Raw genomic sequence first — 19,001 nt, 5'->3', positions numbered from 1 at the left:
TGTCCCGGAATGGGACAAAAAAGACTTATTTACAAAAGCATAAACAACTCAAAATCAAAACAATATAATTAATGGCACATTCATTGTTTACATACAAGTTGATTGCAAACGAAAAACAAAAAACTCAATTGGAGGACGTAAATATGCAAAAATCACATTTGGAAATTAAGTTTTTAAGTCATAATTTGCATTAGCAAAAACCAAGGATGATAACGGAATATTAGGAAGATAAAAAATAAGGGGTTATTAATATTCTTTCCTGAAATTTCATTTATCATAACGTTTTAGATCGAACTGTCGTCATTACAACGACCTCAGTTACTGTGTTTTAGTAAATCGGAATATGTACTTTATAGATCAAACGCTATGGAAAAAATTTTACCCAAACGTAAGGTTAATACAAAAAAACCTTGCTTTAATTCAATCTTCAAAAAGTTTAGAAATGGTAAGTATTTGACAAACCTGCAACATTTGCTTTGTAATATTCAAAATCAAATACTTCACACTTCCCATTTAAAAAACAATATTTCAGAAAAAATTAATGCGGGGGCAATTTTTCTGGTGATTTCTGTCTTATATTCCAGTTTTGCACTGGCAGACGGAAGTGCTAACTTATACCCGGATGGTATAAATGGAAAACGTGCTTATTTATTAAGCAGAAGCAGCACCACCCCTCAACTCTTTAACATGTACCCAAGTCAGGGGATGATGTGGGTGTATGTAAACAACGGTGAAACAATCTATACTGGCTCGAGCATGCAGGGAAAGAATTACGGTTTTGGATCTGCAACCGGACAAATAAAACTTACATCTCCAAGCGGGAATGTCTACAGTTCAGGCAATAGCTCAACAGTAGGATTAATCGCCAACCGGGAAGAGGAGCTGAACGGACCAAACCGGAATGGAGAAACTGATGGTTATACTCCATTCACAAAAGTAGCAGACGAGGCCGGCATCTGGAAAGTGGAGTTTATTTCAATGGGAGATGGAACAACTATTTCAGATGGCTATACTTTTGATGCCGATGCAAACTGGACGCAGGATGTGCGATCAGGCAGTTCAGCAATGATAGCTGCCTGGGATGTTTCTGTTGGTAGTGCTTCTGATGCTTCGAGCTTGATCCCCGGCAGAGTTTACAGCAACATATTCAATGGTACTTTGCCAAATACCTCCTCTAATTTCAGCGATAACTACGGTGGTTTTTTTGGTAAATTCTATGTTGTTACGAATAACGGTTACACCTATATGGTGGACAACAACGGACAAATTGGTGCATCTTTTGGTTTTTTCGCCAATAACAAAGGGATTCAAAATACTGACGGAGACCAGATTACGTCAACAATACCTTACAGCTATAAAAACGGAACAAGAGCTTATAAAAGTAAAGACTTCGGCTCTGTTTCCGAAACAACACAAACATATGTATATGATCCCCGCGAGCCAGACAATGGTTCAAACGATATTACCCATAAAATATTTTATGCAAAACCGGCATTGGACTTACCGACCAGCGCTAATATCTATTTAGATGGAGCGACTGCAACAACTTGGCTAAAAGGCTCTGCTACTCAGCCCGAAATATCCAACATTTCAATTACGGGTTCAGAAAATAGCGGCAAAGTACTAGTTGGTCCTGACGGAGCAGATATAACATACACTTCCAACGCAAACGGTTCTTGTATTATTTATATTGATGTGGATAATAATGGAAGTTTCGATGATGCAGAAGACCTTTCACTTTCTGACAATAGTGAAGTGGGTAGCAATACTGTTCATTGGGATGGGAAGAATGGTTTAGGTAACTCAATTACAGAACCAACAACAATTTCTGTTCGAGCAAAAATAGCAGTTGGAGAAGTACATTTTCCATTCACCGATGTAGAAATTAATCCTAAAGGAATAATAATAGAACTGACTGGCGGTTTTGACAACAATTTTGCAGTTCTTTCTAACAGAGATTCTGTTTATTGGAATGACAACGGGACTTCAAGCTCAGGAACTTCATCGAGCCCAATTAGTACAGGAACAAATGAAGGAATATCCAGTAATCTTAATGGCCACAAATGGGGAACATTTAGCTCTGCAGGATTTACTGATTTTGGGAACAACAAACTCCTGGATACCTGGACTTATATAAAAAGTGATTTTGTTATGGCCACTGCACAAGTTGACGTATTAGATCTCGCAGTAAACAGCATCACTCCCAACCAAAATTTTGGTTGTATCGGCGACTCTGTCACTTACACAATTAAAGTTGAGAACATTGCAACAAGTATAACAACTGCTGATGCTGACGACGCTTCTTTTAGTTTCTCAGCACCATCTGGCTTTACAATAACCAGTTATACTTTTTCTGTGTCAGCGGGCACTGCTTCTCAAAGCAATGTAAGCTATTCAGGAAACTCGTTCACTTCAAACCTGGATATTACAAACGGAAGTACAATTGTTTATACAATTTCCGGAATGTTAAGTTCTCCTTTAACTGGCGCCAGTACAATTGCGCCAACTGCTTCGATTATGAGACCGGCAGACGTGATTGACATTGATGCAACAAGTGATGAAGTTGGTGCACCAACAGATCCACTGGAAGAATGCGATGGTGGAACCAGTGGTTCAGGTTGTAATAATATAAAAACGGCAGATAATATTACCATTACCACTCCTGTGATTGAAAATTTTGAAACCTCGATATGTAATGGCGATAATTTTTTAGTAAGTCCGGCAGACAGTGTAAATGCCTATTTTCCGGTCGGAACAACATTTAGCTGGAATGTTCCCGTGGTTACAGGGGGAATAACCGGCGGAACGGAAGGAACAGATGCAATAAATATTAGTGGAACACTTTTTAACCCTACAAGTTCTATTCAAACAGCTATATATTCAATTACACCAACTTCACCAGATGGTTGTGACGGTGACCAATTTACAGTAACTGTAACTGTAAACCCAATTCCAGATCCTTATATTTCCGGATCCTCTGACGTTTGCCTGAATAGCTTAATAACCTACTCAAATGATTCTGTTGCTGGCAATACATATTTATGGCAAGTTACAGGTGGAACAATTACAGGAGTGACAACAAATGCTTCAGTGGAAATTTCGTGGGAAAGCTTGGGCACAGGAACTATTTATGTTACTGAAACCAATTCAGGTACTGGTTGTATTGGAACTGACACACTTGAAGTTGACATTAGCGAAATCGTTATTGATGTTTCAAATCCCCCAAGTGATATAACAGAATGTGCCGACACGATGCTTGATGGCGTTTGGGGAAAATATATCGACTGGAGTTCTCCCGATTTCAATCTGGGTTGTGTAGGTTCCGGCGATGCGAATTTTATGATGGAGTTTAATCTTCCTGAATCAAAATGGGACTGCTGGATTTACGACGGAGTACAACGCATCGGACCAAGTACCGCTCAACTTTATCAATCGGTTAGCAGTTATGGAAGTAAAGACACCTGTTCTATCACCGGACCGCTTGCATTTATAGAACCTTCTATTGATGTTCACATGGATATCTACGCTCCAACAGGCGAGAATTTCACATGGGAGTTAATACTGGTCGATTCAACCGAACATAGCATAGGAAGTATTAATATTACAGGAGATGGCACAACAAAACCCTACACAATAAATATCCCCTCTTCCGTATCGAAAGGTGCTTATAAATTTAAATATAAATTTATAAAAGCAAAAAGCACAAAAATACTTGACAGCGAAGTTGATAATATATATTTTGACGGAATCCTTATTGATAATGGTTGTTCTAACGAAATCGATTTTAGCGTTATTGGACCTAAACCAGGATTCTTCCCGGTAACAAGCGACTCAACATTAACCTACAAGGCAATTTACCGCCCTAACGATACTGATTCTATCGTTGAGACTTATAGTTTTACCGTTACAGTTAATCCTTTACCTGAAGTTTCAGTAGGAGATGAAACCGTTTGTGCCGGAACAAAAGCAACATTCGAAACTATTAATCTGGGGTCCAATTATACTTATCAATGGCATTTAAACGAAGTAGCAATTTCAGGAGCAACAGAGTATAATTACACAACAGACTCAACCGTCACAGGAATGAACAACAACCTTTACAAAGTGGTTGTTACAAATACAACAACTGGTTGTCAGAATGAAGATAGTGGAACTTTAACAGTTGAAGAGTGTTGTGCTATAGAAGTTACAGCTAACAGTAATTCTCCAATATGTGAAGAAAATGAACTAAGCTTGTCCGCCAGCACAACAGGTGAAAAAGGCGGCGTATCCTTCAGCTGGACTGGCCCCAATAGTTTTATATCATCAACGCAAAACCCAACAGTTTCATCACCTGAAACCGGCTGGTATTATGTTACAGCAACAGATGATGGCGTTAGTGGCTGCTATGATGTGGATTCTGTATATGTTACCGTGAATGCTCTTCCGACTGCTGATGCAGGGGATGACGTAACAATTGACTGTAACAATACAGACACTCAGCTTAATGCTTCCGGGGGTGTATCTTATTCATGGGAACCGGCTACAGGACTGAGCGCTGCAAATATTGCAAACCCGGTGGCTGAACCGCTGGTTACCACAACTTATACCGTAACGGTAACAGCTGCCAACGGATGTACTGATACTGACCAGGTTACTGTTAATGTTGACAAAGACGCTCCTACGGCAAATGCAGGGGATGATGTAACAATTGACTGTAACAATACAGACACTCAGCTTAATGCTTCCGGGGGTGTATCTTATTCATGGGAACCGGCTACAGGACTGAGCGCTGCAAATATTGCAAACCCGGTGGCTGAACCGCTGGTTACCACAACTTATACCGTAACGGTAACAGCTGCCAACGGATGTACTGATACTGACCAGGTTACTGTTAATGTTGACAAAGACGCTCCTACTGCTGATGCAGGGGATGACGTAACAATTGACTGTAATAATACAGACACTCAGCTTAATGCTTCCGGCGGTGTATCTTATTCATGGGAACCTGCTGAAGGACTGAGCGCTGCAAATATTGCAAACCCGGTGGCTGAACCGCTGGTTACCACAACTTATACCGTAACGGTAACAGCTGCCAACGGATGTACCGATACTGACCAGGTTACTGTTAATGTTGACAAAGACGCTCCTACGGCAAATGCAGGGGATGACGTAACAATTGACTGTAACAATACAGACACTCAGCTTAATGCTTCCGGCGGTGTATCTTATTCATGGGAACCTGCTGAAGGACTGAGCGCTGCAAATATTGCAAACCCGGTGGCTGAACCGCTGGTTACCACAACTTATACCGTAACGGTAACAGCTGCCAACGGATGTACCGATACTGACCAGGTTACTGTTAATGTTGACAAAGACGCTCCTACGGCAAATGCAGGGGATGACGTAACAATTGACTGTAACAATACAGACACTCAGCTTAATGCTTCCGGCGGTGTATCTTATTCATGGGAACCTGCTGAAGGACTGAGCGCTGCAAATATTGCAAACCCGGTGGCTGAACCGCTGGTTACCACAACTTATACCGTAACGGTAACAGCTGCCAACGGATGTACCGATACTGACCAGGTTACTGTTAATGTTGACAAAGACGCTCCTACGGCAAATGCAGGGGATGATGTAACAATTGACTGTAACAATACAGACACTCAGCTTAATGCTTCCGGGGGTGTATCTTATTCATGGGAACCGGCTACAGGACTGAGCGCTGCAAATATTGCAAACCCGGTGGCTGAACCGCTGGTTACCACAACTTATACCGTAACGGTAACAGCTGCCAACGGATGTACCGATACTGACCAGGTTACTGTTAATGTCGACAAAGACGCTCCTACTGCTGATGCAGGGGATGACGTAACAATTGACTGTAATAATACAGACACTCAGCTTAATGCTTCCGGGGGTGTATCTTATTCATGGGAACCGGCTACAGGACTGAGCGCTGCAAATATTGCAAACCCGGTGGCTGAACCGCTGGTTACCACAACTTATACCGTAACGGTAACAGCTGCCAACGGATGTACTGATACTGACCAGGTTACTGTTAATGTTGACAAAGACGCTCCTACGGCAAATGCAGGGGATGACGTAACAATTGACTGTAACAATACAGACACTCAGCTTAATGCTTCCGGCGGTGTATCTTATTCATGGGAACCTGCTGAAGGACTGAGCGCTGCAAATATTGCAAACCCGGTGGCTGAACCGCTGGTTACCACAACTTATACCGTAACGGTAACAGCTGCCAACGGATGTACCGATACTGACCAGGTTACTGTTAATGTTGACAAAGACGCTCCTACGGCAAATGCAGGGGATGACGTAACAATTGACTGTAACAATACAGACACTCAGCTTAATGCTTCCGGCGGTGTATCTTATTCATGGGAACCTGCTGAAGGACTGAGCGCTGCAAATATTGCAAACCCGGTGGCTGAACCGCTGGTTACCACAACTTATACCGTAACGGTAACAGCTGCCAACGGATGTACTGATACTGACCAGGTTACTGTTAATGTTGACAAAGACGCTCCTACGGCAAATGCAGGGGATGATGTAACAATTGACTGTAACAACACGGACACTCAGCTTAATGCTTCCGGCGGTGTATCTTATTCATGGGAACCGGCTACAGGACTGAGCGCTGCAAATATTGCAAACCCGGTGGCTGAACCGCTGGTTACCACAACTTATACCGTAACGGTAACAGCTGCCAACGGATGTACTGATACTGACCAGGTTACTGTTAATGTTGACAAAGACGCTCCTACGGCAAATGCAGGGGATGATGTAACAATTGACTGTAACAACACGGACACTCAGCTTAATGCTTCCGGCGGTGTATCTTATTCATGGGAACCGGCTACAGGACTGAGCGCTGCAAATATTGCAAACCCGGTGGCTGAACCGCTGGTTACCACAACTTATACCGTAACGGTAACAGCTGCCAACGGATGTACTGATACTGACCAGGTTACTGTTAATGTTGACAAAGACGCTCCTACTGCTGATGCAGGGGATGACGTAACAATTGACTGTAACAATACAGACACTCAGCTTAATGCTTCCGGCGGTGTATCTTATTCATGGGAACCGGCTACAGGACTGAGCGCTGCAAATATTGCAAACCCGGTGGCTGAACCGCTGGTTACCACAACTTATACCGTAACGGTAACAGCTGCCAACGGATGTACTGATACTGACCAGGTTACTGTTAATGTTGACAAAGACGCTCCTACGGCAAATGCAGGGGATGATGTAACAATTGACTGTAACAATACAGACACTCAGCTTAATGCTTCCGGGGGTGTATCTTATTCATGGGAACCGGCTACAGGACTGAGCGCTGCAAATATTGCAAACCCGGTGGCTGAACCGCTGGTTACCACAACTTATACCGTAACGGTAACAGCTGCCAACGGATGTACCGATACTGACCAGGTTACTGTTAATGTTGACAAAGACGCTCCTACGGCAAATGCAGGGGATGACGTAACAATTGACTGTAACAATACAGACACTCAGCTTAATGCTTCCGGCGGTGTATCTTATTCATGGGAACCGGCTACAGGACTGAGCGCTGCAAATATTGCAAACCCGGTGGCTGAACCGCTGGTTACCACAACTTATACCGTAACGGTAACAGCTGCCAACGGATGTACTGATACTGACCAGGTTACTGTTAATGTTGACAAAGACGCTCCTACGGCAAATGCAGGGGATGATGTAACAATTGACTGTAACAACACGGACACTCAGCTTAATGCTTCCGGCGGTGTATCTTATTCATGGGAACCGGCTACAGGACTGAGCGCTGCAAATATTGCAAACCCGGTGGCTGAACCGCTGGTTACCACAACTTATACCGTAACGGTAACAGCTGCCAACGGATGTACTGATACTGACCAGGTTACTGTTAATGTTGACAAAGACGCTCCTACTGCTGATGCAGGGGATGACGTAACAATTGACTGTAATAATACAGACACTCAGCTTAATGCTTCCGGCGGTGTATCTTATTCATGGGAACCTGCTACAGGACTGAGCGCTGCAAATATTGCAAACCCGGTGGCTGAACCGCTGGTTACCACAACTTATACCGTAACGGTAACAGCTGCCAACGGATGTACAGATACTGACCAGGTTACTGTTAATGTCGACAAAGACGCTCCTACTGCTGATGCAGGGGATGACGTAACAATTGACTGTAATAATACAGACACTCAGCTTAATGCTTCCGGCGGTGTATCTTATTCATGGGAACCTGCTGAAGGACTGAGCGCTGCAAATATTGCAAACCCGGTGGCTGAACCGCTGGTTACCACAACTTATACCGTAACGGTAACAGCTGCCAACGGATGTACCGATACTGACCAGGTTACTGTTAATGTCGACAAAGACGCTCCCACTGCTGATGCAGGGGATGACGTAACAATTGACTGTAACAATACAGACACTCAGCTTAATGCTTCCGGCGGTGTATCTTATTCATGGGAACCTGCTGAAGGACTGAGCGCTGCAAATATTGCAAACCCGGTGGCTGAACCGCTGGTTACCACAACTTATACCGTAACGGTAACAGCTGCCAACGGATGTACAGATACTGACCAGGTTACTGTTAATGTTGACAAAGACGCTCCTACGGCAAATGCAGGGGATGACGTAACAATTGACTGTAATAATACAGACACTCAGCTTAATGCTTCCGGCGGTGTATCTTATTCATGGGAACCGGCTGAAGGACTGAGCGCTGCAAATATTGCAAACCCGGTGGCTGAACCGCTGGTTACCACAACTTATACCGTAACGGTAACAGCTGCCAACGGATGTACAGATACTGACCAGGTTACTGTTAATGTTGACAAAGACGCTCCTACGGCAAATGCAGGGGATGACGTAACAATTGACTGTAATAATACAGACACTCAGCTTAATGCTTCCGGCGGTGTATCTTATTCATGGGAACCTGCTGAAGGACTGAGCGCTGCAAATATTGCAAACCCGGTGGCTGAACCGCTGGTTACCACAACTTATACCGTAACGGTAACAGCTGCCAACGGATGTACTGATACTGACCAGGTTACTGTTAATGTTGACAAAGACGCTCCTACGGCAAATGCAGGGGATGACGTAACAATTGACTGTAACAATACAGACACTCAGCTTAATGCTTCCGGCGGTGTATCTTATTCATGGGAACCTGCTGAAGGACTGAGCGCTGCAAATATTGCAAACCCGGTGGCTGAACCGCTGGTTACCACAACTTATACCGTAACGGTAACAGCTGCCAACGGATGTACCGATACTGACCAGGTTACTGTTAATGTTGACAAAGACGCTCCTACGGCAAATGCAGGGGATGACGTAACAATTGACTGTAATAATACAGACACTCAGCTTAATGCTTCCGGCGGTGTATCTTATTCATGGGAACCTGCTGAAGGACTGAGCGCTGCAAATATTGCAAACCCGGTGGCTGAACCGCTGGTTACCACAACTTATACCGTAACGGTAACAGCTGCCAACGGATGTACTGATACTGACCAGGTTACTGTTAATGTTGACAAAGACGCTCCTACGGCAAATGCAGGGGATGACGTAACAATTGACTGTAACAATACAGACACTCAGCTTAATGCTTCCGGCGGTGTATCTTATTCATGGGAACCGGCTACAGGACTGAGCGCTGCAAATATTGCAAACCCGGTGGCTGAACCGCTGGTTACCACAACTTATACCGTAACGGTAACAGCTGCCAACGGATGTACCGATACTGACCAGGTTACTGTTAATGTCGACAAAGACGCTCCTACTGCTGATGCAGGGGATGACGTAACAATTGACTGTAACAATACAGACACTCAGCTTAATGCTTCCGGCGGTGTATCTTATTCATGGGAACCGGCTACAGGACTGAGCGCTGCAAATATTGCAAACCCGGTGGCTGAACCGCTGGTTACCACAACTTATACCGTAACGGTAACAGCTGCCAACGGATGTACCGATACTGACCAGGTTACTGTTAATGTTGACAAAGACGCTCCTACTGCTGATGCAGGGGATGACGTAACAATTGACTGTAACAATACAGACACTCAGCTTAATGCTTCCGGCGGTGTATCTTATTCATGGGAACCGGCTACAGGACTGAGCGCTGCAAATATTGCAAACCCGGTGGCTGAACCGCTGGTTACCACAACTTATACCGTAACGGTAACAGCTGCCAACGGATGTACAGATACTGACCAGGTTACTGTTAATGTTGACAAAGACGCTCCTACTGCTGATGCAGGGGATGACGTAACAATTGACTGTAACAATACAGACACTCAGCTTAATGCTTCCGGCGGTGTATCTTATTCATGGGAACCTGCTACAGGACTGAGCGCTGCAAATATTGCAAACCCGGTGGCTGAACCGCTGGTTACCACAACTTATACCGTAACGGTAACAGCTGCCAACGGATGTACTGATACTGACCAGGTTACTGTTAATGTTGACAAAGACGCTCCTACGGCAAATGCAGGGGATGATGTAACAATTGACTGTAACAATACAGACACTCAGCTTAATGCTTCCGGCGGTGTATCTTATTCATGGGAACCGGCTACAGGACTGAGCGCTGCAAATATTGCAAACCCGGTGGCTGAACCGCTGGTTACCACAACTTATACCGTAACGGTAACAGCTGCCAACGGATGTACAGATACTGACCAGGTTACTGTTAATGTTGACAAAGACGCTCCTACTGCTGATGCAGGGGATGACGCAACAATTGACTGTAATAATACAGACACTCAGCTTAATGCTTCCGGCGGTGTATCTTATTCATGGGAACCTGCTGAAGGACTGAGCGCTGCAAATATTGCAAACCCGGTGGCTGAACCGCTGGTTACCACAACTTATACCGTAACGGTAACAGCTGCCAACGGATGTACTGATACTGACCAGGTTACTGTTAATGTTGACAAAGACGCTCCTACGGCAAATGCAGGGGATGATGTAACAATTGACTGTAACAATACAGACACTCAGCTTAATGCTTCCGGCGGTGTATCTTATTCATGGGAACCGGCTACAGGACTGAGCGCTGCAAATATTGCAAACCCGGTGGCTGAACCGCTGGTTACCACAACTTATACCGTAACGGTAACAGCTGCCAACGGATGTACAGATACTGACCAGGTTACTGTTAATGTTGACAAAGACGCTCCTACGGCAAATGCAGGGGATGACGCAACAATTGACTGTAATAATACAGACACTCAGCTTAATGCTTCCGGCGGTGTATCTTATTCATGGGAACCTGCTGAAGGACTGAGCGCTGCAAATATTGCAAACCCGGTGGCTGAACCGCTGGTTACCACAACTTATACCGTAACGGTAACAGCTGCCAACGGATGTACTGATACTGACCAGGTTACTGTTAATGTTGACAAAGACACTCCTACGGCAAATGCAGGGGATGACGTAACAATTGACTGTAACAATACAGACACTCAGCTTAATGCTTCCGGCGGTGTATCTTATTCATGGGAACCTGCTACAGGACTGAGCGCTGCAAATATTGCAAACCCGGTGGCTGAACCGCTGGTTACCACAACTTATACCGTAACGGTAACAGCTGCCAACGGATGTACAGATACTGACCAGGTTACTGTTAATGTTGACAAAGACGCTCCTACGGCAAATGCAGGGGATGACGTAACAATTGACTGTAATAATACAGACACTCAGCTTAATGCTTCCGGCGGTGTATCTTATTCATGGGAACCTGCTGAAGGACTGAGCGCTGCAAATATTGCAAACCCGGTGGCTGAACCGCTGGTTACCACAACTTATACCGTAACGGTAACAGCTGCCAACGGATGTACAGATACTGACCAGGTTACTGTTAATGTTGACAAAGACGCTCCTACGGCAAATGCAGGGGATGACGTAACAATTGACTGTAACAATACAGACACTCAGCTTAATGCTTCCGGCGGTGTATCTTATTCATGGGAACCTGCTGAAGGACTGAGCGCTGCAAATATTGCAAACCCGGTGGCTGAACCGCTGGTTACCACAACTTATACCGTAACGGTAACAGCTGCCAACGGATGTACAGATACTGACCAGGTTACTGTTAATGTTGACAAAGACGCTCCTACGGCAAATATCAAAGGGACAACTGAAATTTGTTCTGGAGACCAGTCAATCCTTGACGCAAGTTCATCAACCGTACAGGGAACACCTTCTTATGTATGGGAAAAAGACGGGATTACATTACCAAACGAAATAGGAGATACATTAATTGTAAGAGAATCTGGTGAATATGTTTTAGAAATTACTGACAGTAATGGATGTACTGATACTGATACTCTAGTTATAAAAGTAAATATAGTTCCTTCTATCGACCCAATTGACGACGTGGAAGGATGTGACTTGTATGAACTGCCTCAGCTTCCCGAAGGATTTGCTTACTATGCTCAGTCAATGGGGATAGAACCGGTTTCCGGAACCATAACCGAAGATTCTACAATATTTGTATATGCTGCAACAGGAACAGATGGCATGTGCTGGACAGAGGATACGTTTAACGTGGTAATTAACGTAACTCCGGAGCTTGGTAGCTTCGATGATATACAAGCCTGCGACTCATATACATTACCGGAGCTTGCGATCGGAAACTACTTTACAGCATCCATAGGACAGGGAACACAGTTTAATGCGGGAGATATACTTACAGAAGACGTAATAATATATGTTTACGCAGCAAACGGAACTGACGATATGTGTTGGGATGAAGAATCGTTCTCAATCACAATTGTTGAATCTCCTGAAATTGTAGCTTCAGAAGTTTCTCCAGCGGAGTGTGGAATTCCGAATAGCGGCTCAGCTTCAGTAAGAGTTTTATCAGGTGGATCCGGAAACTACTCGTATAGTTGGGACAATGGTAATACCAGTCAAACGGCCACAAACCTATCGGCTGGCAGACATTTTATAGTTATTACAGACTTGGAAACCGGGTGTACAGATATTGCAGATGTACAAATCACTGAAAACGACACTGAGGCTCCAACAATTATTTGTCCTGAAGATATTGACACAATAATCACCTCTGAAACTTGTGAAATCGAATTAACAATTCCTGTTCCTGAAGTTGAAGAGAACTGCTCTATTGCAACTGTTATCAATAATTTCAATGATTCAACAAATGCATCAGGAGTTTATCCTGCCGGAACAACAATAGTCCAATGGATTGCAACCGACGCTTCAGGAAATGCTGACACATGCGAACAAATAATCGTTGTAAAATCGGCGCCGGTAGCAAACGACGACTTTGTTGACGTACCAGAAGGAACCTCGCAGACAATTGAGCCATTAGCAAATGATGTAGATTGTGATAACAACATTGATGCTACAACACTTACAATCATAGCAGGACCTTCTCACGGAACAGTTTCCGAGATTGATTTAGAAAATGGCACTTTTGTTTACACACCAGAAGTCGATTTCTCCGGAACCGATACATTGCAATACTCAATTTGCGATGCAGACAATCTCTGCGATGAAGCTTTGATTATTATTAATGTTACAACAGTTAATGTGCCTCCGGTTGCAATTGACGACACTTTATTAGTTGGAAACTGTGGTGGCGAAGTTACCTTCAATGTAGCTCTGAATGACTATGACCCGGACGGTGATGAATTAACTGTTCCTGAAATTATCAGCTCGGTAGAAAACGGGGCACTCGTTCAGAATGAAGATGGTACATTTACCTATACACCGGAAGATGGTTTTATAGGCACGGTTCAATTCACCTACGAAATATGCGATTCTGAAAATACTGAAGTTGCTTTATGTGACCAGGCTCTTGTAACAATTGATATTATGCTCGACACAGACTGTGACCAGGTACCGGATGAAATAGACATCGATGATGACAACGATGGCATTCTCGATATTGATGAAACATTTACAGCTGATACTGATGGTGATGGTATTCCGAACTATTTAGATATCGACTCTGATAACGACGGAATTATCGATAACATCGAAGGACAGGCAGAAGGTACGTACAGAGCACCTGTTTGGAGCGATTCGGATGGAGACGGATGGGACGACCAGTACGACCCGGATAGCGGCGGTACATATTTCGAACGTGCAGACACCGATAACGACGGAGATCCTGATTTTATCGATACGGATGCAGACGCCGATGGCATAGACGATTATATCGAAGGATTCGACATGGAAGATGAAAACGGAGTAATCGACAGTATTCCTGAAATCTTTGCTGCCGGAACAGATACAGACCTCGACGGACTGGATGACAACTATGATAACATTGACGGATGGGGAGTCTATAACAATCCAATCGGTGGAAATGCACCACTTCCCGACCATGATGGTGATGGAGTGAGAGCGTGGAGAGATGCTGATGACAAACCGGAAGGTGGAGAGGACGACTCAGCCTTAGGTTGTGAACTCATCGTTCCCAACGGTTTCTCACCAAATAACGATGGAGTAAATGATTTCTTCAAAGTAGTATTTGAATGTGCAGAAGGTGAACAAGCATTCGGCGAAATTTATCCTGACGCTAAACTATACATTTACAACCGCTGGGGGAACCTGCTCTACGAACAGGAACACTATGGAAACATCAACATGCTTGGTAATACCGACGCATGGTGGGATGGATACTCTGAAAATACTTTAACCGTTGGAAACAGTAAAGTACCAAGCGGTACCTACGTATTCATCCTGGTTCTGGAAGGAAATGATGTTCGCAAGGGTACTGTATTCGTTAACTATTAATTAATCCATTAAAAACACAAAGAGATGAAAACTTTATTTAGCAAAATACAACATTTACTAAAAATGAATACTTGTGCAAAATGGATTGCAGGCTTGCTTTTTCTGATAAGCAGCACAGCTTACGCTCAGCAGGAACCAATGTATACTCAGTACATGTTCAACACACAAACGATAAATCCTGCTTACACAGGAACATGGGAATCAATGGGATTTATGGTTTTGGCTCGCGAGCAATGGACTGGTTTTGACAATGCTCCTTCAACTCAAACATTCACTTTTCAAACTTTAGGCAAGAATGAAAAAGTTGGACTGGGATTAAGTATAATTCACGACAAATTTGGCCTGGAAAAGAGATTGGCTGTTTACGGTGATTACTCTTACCTCGTTAAATTCGATGATGAACTAAAACTGCGTTTGGGCTTGAAAGCTGGTTTTTCAAATTATTCAAATAATCTGAGTGATTACACAGTCATCGACGGTGGAGACCAGATGTTTCAGGGCGAAATAGACACGAAGTTTATGCCTAATTTTGGTGTGGGAGCATTCCTTTATAAAGACAAATATTATATCGGTTTGTCAACACCAAAAATTCTACAGACAGATTTTAAGAATAATTATAACAATTATTCAACCAAAGCTGAGATGCGCCACTTCTACTTAATTGGAGGATATGTTTTCGATTTATCGGATAACCTGAAATTTAAGCCCACAGTATTAACAAAAGTGGCAGGAGGTACTCCGGCACAATTCGATTTTTCAGCAAATTTTCTGATTGCTGACAGGGTTTGGCTTGGAGGAATGTACAGAACCGGAGATTCATTTGGTTTTATTGCACAATGGCTTATTGACAAAAAGCTGCGTTTGGGTTATGCTGTTGATTTTACAACATCCCAACTTCAAAAATATCAGGATGGTACACACGAAATAATGATTTCGTACGAGTTAAGATTCTTAAAAGAGAAATTTGTATCACCAAGATATTTTTAAGAAGTATACCTTATTTAATTAGCCAAAATGCAGAATAAAAAATGAAAAAATCAATCTTAAAAACAAGAAAAATGAAAAAAGTGTTTTTACTACTATTAGCTGCTTTACCTTTTTTCGGATTTGCTCAGAATGATTGTGATTTCTTCGATCATACAACAATTCAAATTGAAAAAACCAATATAAACACTTCTGCCAGTGACTTTGGGCCTTCATTTGTTGAAAATGAATTATGGTATTCCGCCTTCACCGATGAAGAAATCAGTAAATTATCAGCAGGTGAATCAAAAGATATATTTTACAATCTTTTTGTTACAGCTTTAAATTTGAATGGTGATTTGCAGGGAGGGAAAAAGACAGAACTTGAAGAAATCAGTTCCGACTACCATGCAGGGCCGGTTTCCTATTGCCCTGCAACCAAAGAACTTTTTGTTACGTTGAGCAACTATGATAATCCTGAAATTAAAAATAAATTGTACAGGAAAGCCAATGTACATCTGAAAACAATTGTTGTAAAAAAAGTAAATGGCACGTGGAGCTTAGTTGAGGAACTGCCATTTAACGATGCTACATATTCTGTTGGTCATCCGGCAATTACAGCAGGAGGAAAGGTTTTATATTTTGTTTCTGATATGCCCGGAGGTCAGGGTGGAACAGATATTTATAAATCGGTAAAAGAAAATGGTGTTTGGGGAGAACCTGTTAACCTGGGAGCTACAATTAATACTTCCGGAAATGAAATGTTTCCTTATGTCTATCAGAATGAAATGCTGTTTTTCGCTTCATCAGGGATTAACGCATCAAAAGATGATTTGGACATCTATTATTCATGTTTCTCAGGCAACAGCTATACTACACCGGTTGCACTAAATGAATTGAATACAAACCTCGACGATTTTGGGTTGGTCATTCACAAAGATGCTAAAGTAGGTTATTTTGTTTCAAAAAAAGACGGCGGTCAGGGTGATGATGATATCTACAAAGTAATCTTAGACAAAGGCGAATACAAACTTGAATTACTGGTTCGTGATAAAAAAACACAGGAACCAATTCCATCCGCTGCAGTATCATTTAGCGATGGTGAAAAATTGGCTGCAAATGCCGTAGGTATTATAACCCGGGCTCTGGATTATGAAACAAAATATACCGCTACTTCTGAATTAGAGGGATATATGAATGAATCCATTTCGTTTTCCACAGCAGGAGAAGAATATGGCATAATGAAGCTGATTATTAATGTTGAGAAAGTTGAAGTAGGACAAAAATTTGTAATGGAAAACATCTTTTATGATTTCGACAAGTGGGATATTTTGCCGGCCTCGGAGATTGAGCTGGATAAACTGGTGAAAGTAATGGAGGATAATCCGAGCTGGAAGGTTGAACTGGGTTCGCATACCGACAGCAGAGGAAGCGATGCTTACAATGAAAAACTTAGCCAGAAACGTTCTGAATCGGCCGTTGGGTACATTGTATCAAAAGGGATTTCCCGCGACAGAATAATTGCCAAAGGTTACGGCGAAACTCAACTGGTTAATCAATGCGACGATGGAGTTCCGTGTTCAGACGAAGAACACCAGATGAATCGCAGAACCGAATTTAAAATACTTGGAATGGATAAATAGAAACTGAAATAATATCCGTTTGTTTAGTAATAAATAAAATTTATGTAACCCATTTATTACGACCCAAAGTCCAGCTTTTTTTGCAGGTCTTTGGGTTTTGTTTTTTTGTGCTCTTCTACCAGTTGGTCTATTTCGGGTAAACAACGCCCACATGTTGTTCCCGCCTTAATGAGATTTTGAATATCTTCTGTTGAATCAGCTCCTTTTTTAAGCAGTTCAACAATTTCCTTTTCTTCTACCAAATTACAAATACATACGAGTTTTCTTGCCACTATTTCGAAGTTTCAATTATTGTTACTACAATATTTCTTTCTTTTCGGGGGCCATCAAATTCACACAGAAAAATATTTTGCCAGGTTGAAAGCCCCATCTTCCCGTCAATTATCGGGATACTTTCACTTGGTCCCACAATTCCTGCTTTTAAATGGGAATCACCATTATTATCCTGTGCATCGTGTTGCCACACTCCGTGCGGGATTATTTTCCGGAACAGATTAACCACATCATTTTGAACTGAATCATCCCAATTTTCCTGAATCATTATTCCGGCAGTGGCTCCCTGAACGTAAACATTTACCAGCCCGGTATCAACAGAGCTTTGCTTGACAATATCTGCAACTTTTGAAGTGATATCGACCAGAATATCATGTTGAGGGGTTGACACTTTGATAATTTTCTGCATTATTTCATCATTTTATTTTCGGCAAACACCTTAACCTTTCTGTATATATCAATAATTCTGTCACTTTTTGATGTCGACTCATAAATCTTCTCAAGATATCTCTTTTCTAAAACATACTCAACTGAAGCCTTAAAGTTCAAATCAAATATCCACGACATTTGCATAATCTTCACATCAAGCTCCGAAGCAACATTCTTTTTGGAAACCAGTTTTCCGGCAAGAATCTCCTTGGCCACAGCATCCGAAACCCATGCAGACTTTGGCAATTCCCAGGTTAAGGTGTGATTTGGCGCCGCATTCCTGTTTGAGTAATAATCTGTCAATACCTTCAGAATATCAAGTTTATCAGCGTCCCGGAGTATTTTGGCATGCAGCTGTTCCTGCTCACTCAACTTTTTAGGAATTTCAAATTTATTGTGCGCTAAAATGGCCGAATAAATTACATTTTCTTCGCCGCAGCTCAACTGTTCAGGAATCCTTTCATTTTTAAGGACTTCAACGCCCAGTTCTGCATGATCGACTGATTTCGAGTCGTTAAATGTATTATATTGTACCAACTGCAGAAAACGCCCAATATCATGAAACATGGCAATGATAAATGCTAATCTTTTATCTTTCTCCGGAAGTTCCAACTTCTCTGATAAACCCAAAGCATTCTCCGCAACTCGTTTGGAATGGTTTTGTTTGATAACAAAATTATTCTCCTGTTCTTCACTCAAGTCCTTAAAACTCTCAATATACGAGTTTAAAAATTTTATTGAAAGGTTAACTCCATCTTCATTCATAATATCCTCGCTAAAAATACAAGGCAAAAGTAAAAATATCTGGTATGAGGAAAACCTCCAAGTCGTTTATTTTATCAACAGCCAGGATTCGATTAACTAAAATTCTATGATAATGCTATAAAAAAA

General features: G+C 42.5%; 6 protein-coding genes. 3 read left to right on the top strand and 3 right to left on the bottom strand.

The annotated features are described in order from the left end of the window. Window positions 1–453: 453 nt before the first annotated feature. The 3 genes from GM418_RS20385 (at window position 454) to GM418_RS20375 (ending at window position 17,408) form a co-directional block, all read left to right on the top strand. Window positions 454–14,802 carry an Ig-like domain-containing protein gene (locus GM418_RS20385; protein ID WP_158869081.1) on the top strand — a complete coding sequence of 4,783 codons (14,349 nt, stop codon included), beginning with the start codon at window positions 454–456 and terminating at the stop codon, window positions 14,800–14,802. 24 nt (window positions 14,803–14,826) lie between these two features. After that, the gene (locus tag GM418_RS20380; RefSeq protein ID WP_158869080.1) at window positions 14,827–15,789 is read left to right on the top strand and encodes a PorP/SprF family type IX secretion system membrane protein; all 963 of its coding nucleotides are present in this window, start codon (window positions 14,827–14,829) and stop codon (window positions 15,787–15,789) included. 71 nt (window positions 15,790–15,860) lie between these two features. Continuing rightward, window positions 15,861–17,408, top strand: coding sequence for an OmpA family protein (locus tag GM418_RS20375; RefSeq protein ID WP_158869079.1), 1,548 nt, complete (start codon window positions 15,861–15,863; stop codon window positions 17,406–17,408). Window positions 17,409–17,464: 56 nt separating this feature from the next. Here GM418_RS20375 and GM418_RS20370 read toward each other — a convergent pair whose 3' ends face one another. From GM418_RS20370 to GM418_RS20360, 3 genes are read right to left on the bottom strand one after another with little or no spacing between them, the layout of a single operon-like run. Then, window positions 17,465–17,680: a (2Fe-2S)-binding protein gene (locus GM418_RS20370; protein WP_158869078.1), complete on the bottom strand. Its 216-nt coding sequence runs from the start codon at window positions 17,678–17,680 to the stop codon at window positions 17,465–17,467. After that, a complete protein-coding gene (locus GM418_RS20365; protein ID WP_158869077.1) occupies window positions 17,680–18,090 on the bottom strand; it encodes a secondary thiamine-phosphate synthase enzyme YjbQ in 411 nt (136 codons plus the stop codon). Before GM418_RS20365 ends, GM418_RS20370 begins: the two co-directional genes overlap by 1 nt. Then, window positions 18,090–18,875 (bottom strand): HD domain-containing protein, encoded by a 786-nt coding sequence (locus tag GM418_RS20360; RefSeq protein WP_158869076.1) that lies wholly within the window; start codon window positions 18,873–18,875, stop codon window positions 18,090–18,092. The genes GM418_RS20365 and GM418_RS20360 overlap by 1 nt, the downstream gene beginning before the upstream one ends. Window positions 18,876–19,001: the final 126 nt, after the last annotated feature.

The organism is Maribellus comscasis, assembly GCF_009762775.1.
Lineage (GTDB): Bacteria > Bacteroidota > Bacteroidia > Bacteroidales > Prolixibacteraceae > Draconibacterium > Draconibacterium comscasis.
Note: the sequence above shows the minus strand (reverse complement) of the source record. Positions and strands in the feature narration are given on the sequence as shown.

What these genes read in the sequence shown, in the direction of transcription:
- GM418_RS20380 (WP_158869080.1), top strand. Translation starts at nt 14,827, where the DNA reads ATGAAAACTTTATTTAGCAAAATACAACATTTACTAAAAATGAATACT.
- GM418_RS20375 (WP_158869079.1), top strand. Translation starts at nt 15,861, where the DNA reads ATGAAAAAAGTGTTTTTACTACTATTAGCTGCTTTACCTTTTTTCGGA.
- GM418_RS20365 (WP_158869077.1), bottom strand. Translation starts at nt 18,090, where the DNA reads ATGCAGAAAATTATCAAAGTGTCAACCCCTCAACATGATATTCTGGTC.
- GM418_RS20360 (WP_158869076.1), bottom strand. Translation starts at nt 18,875, where the DNA reads ATGAATGAAGATGGAGTTAACCTTTCAATAAAATTTTTAAACTCGTAT.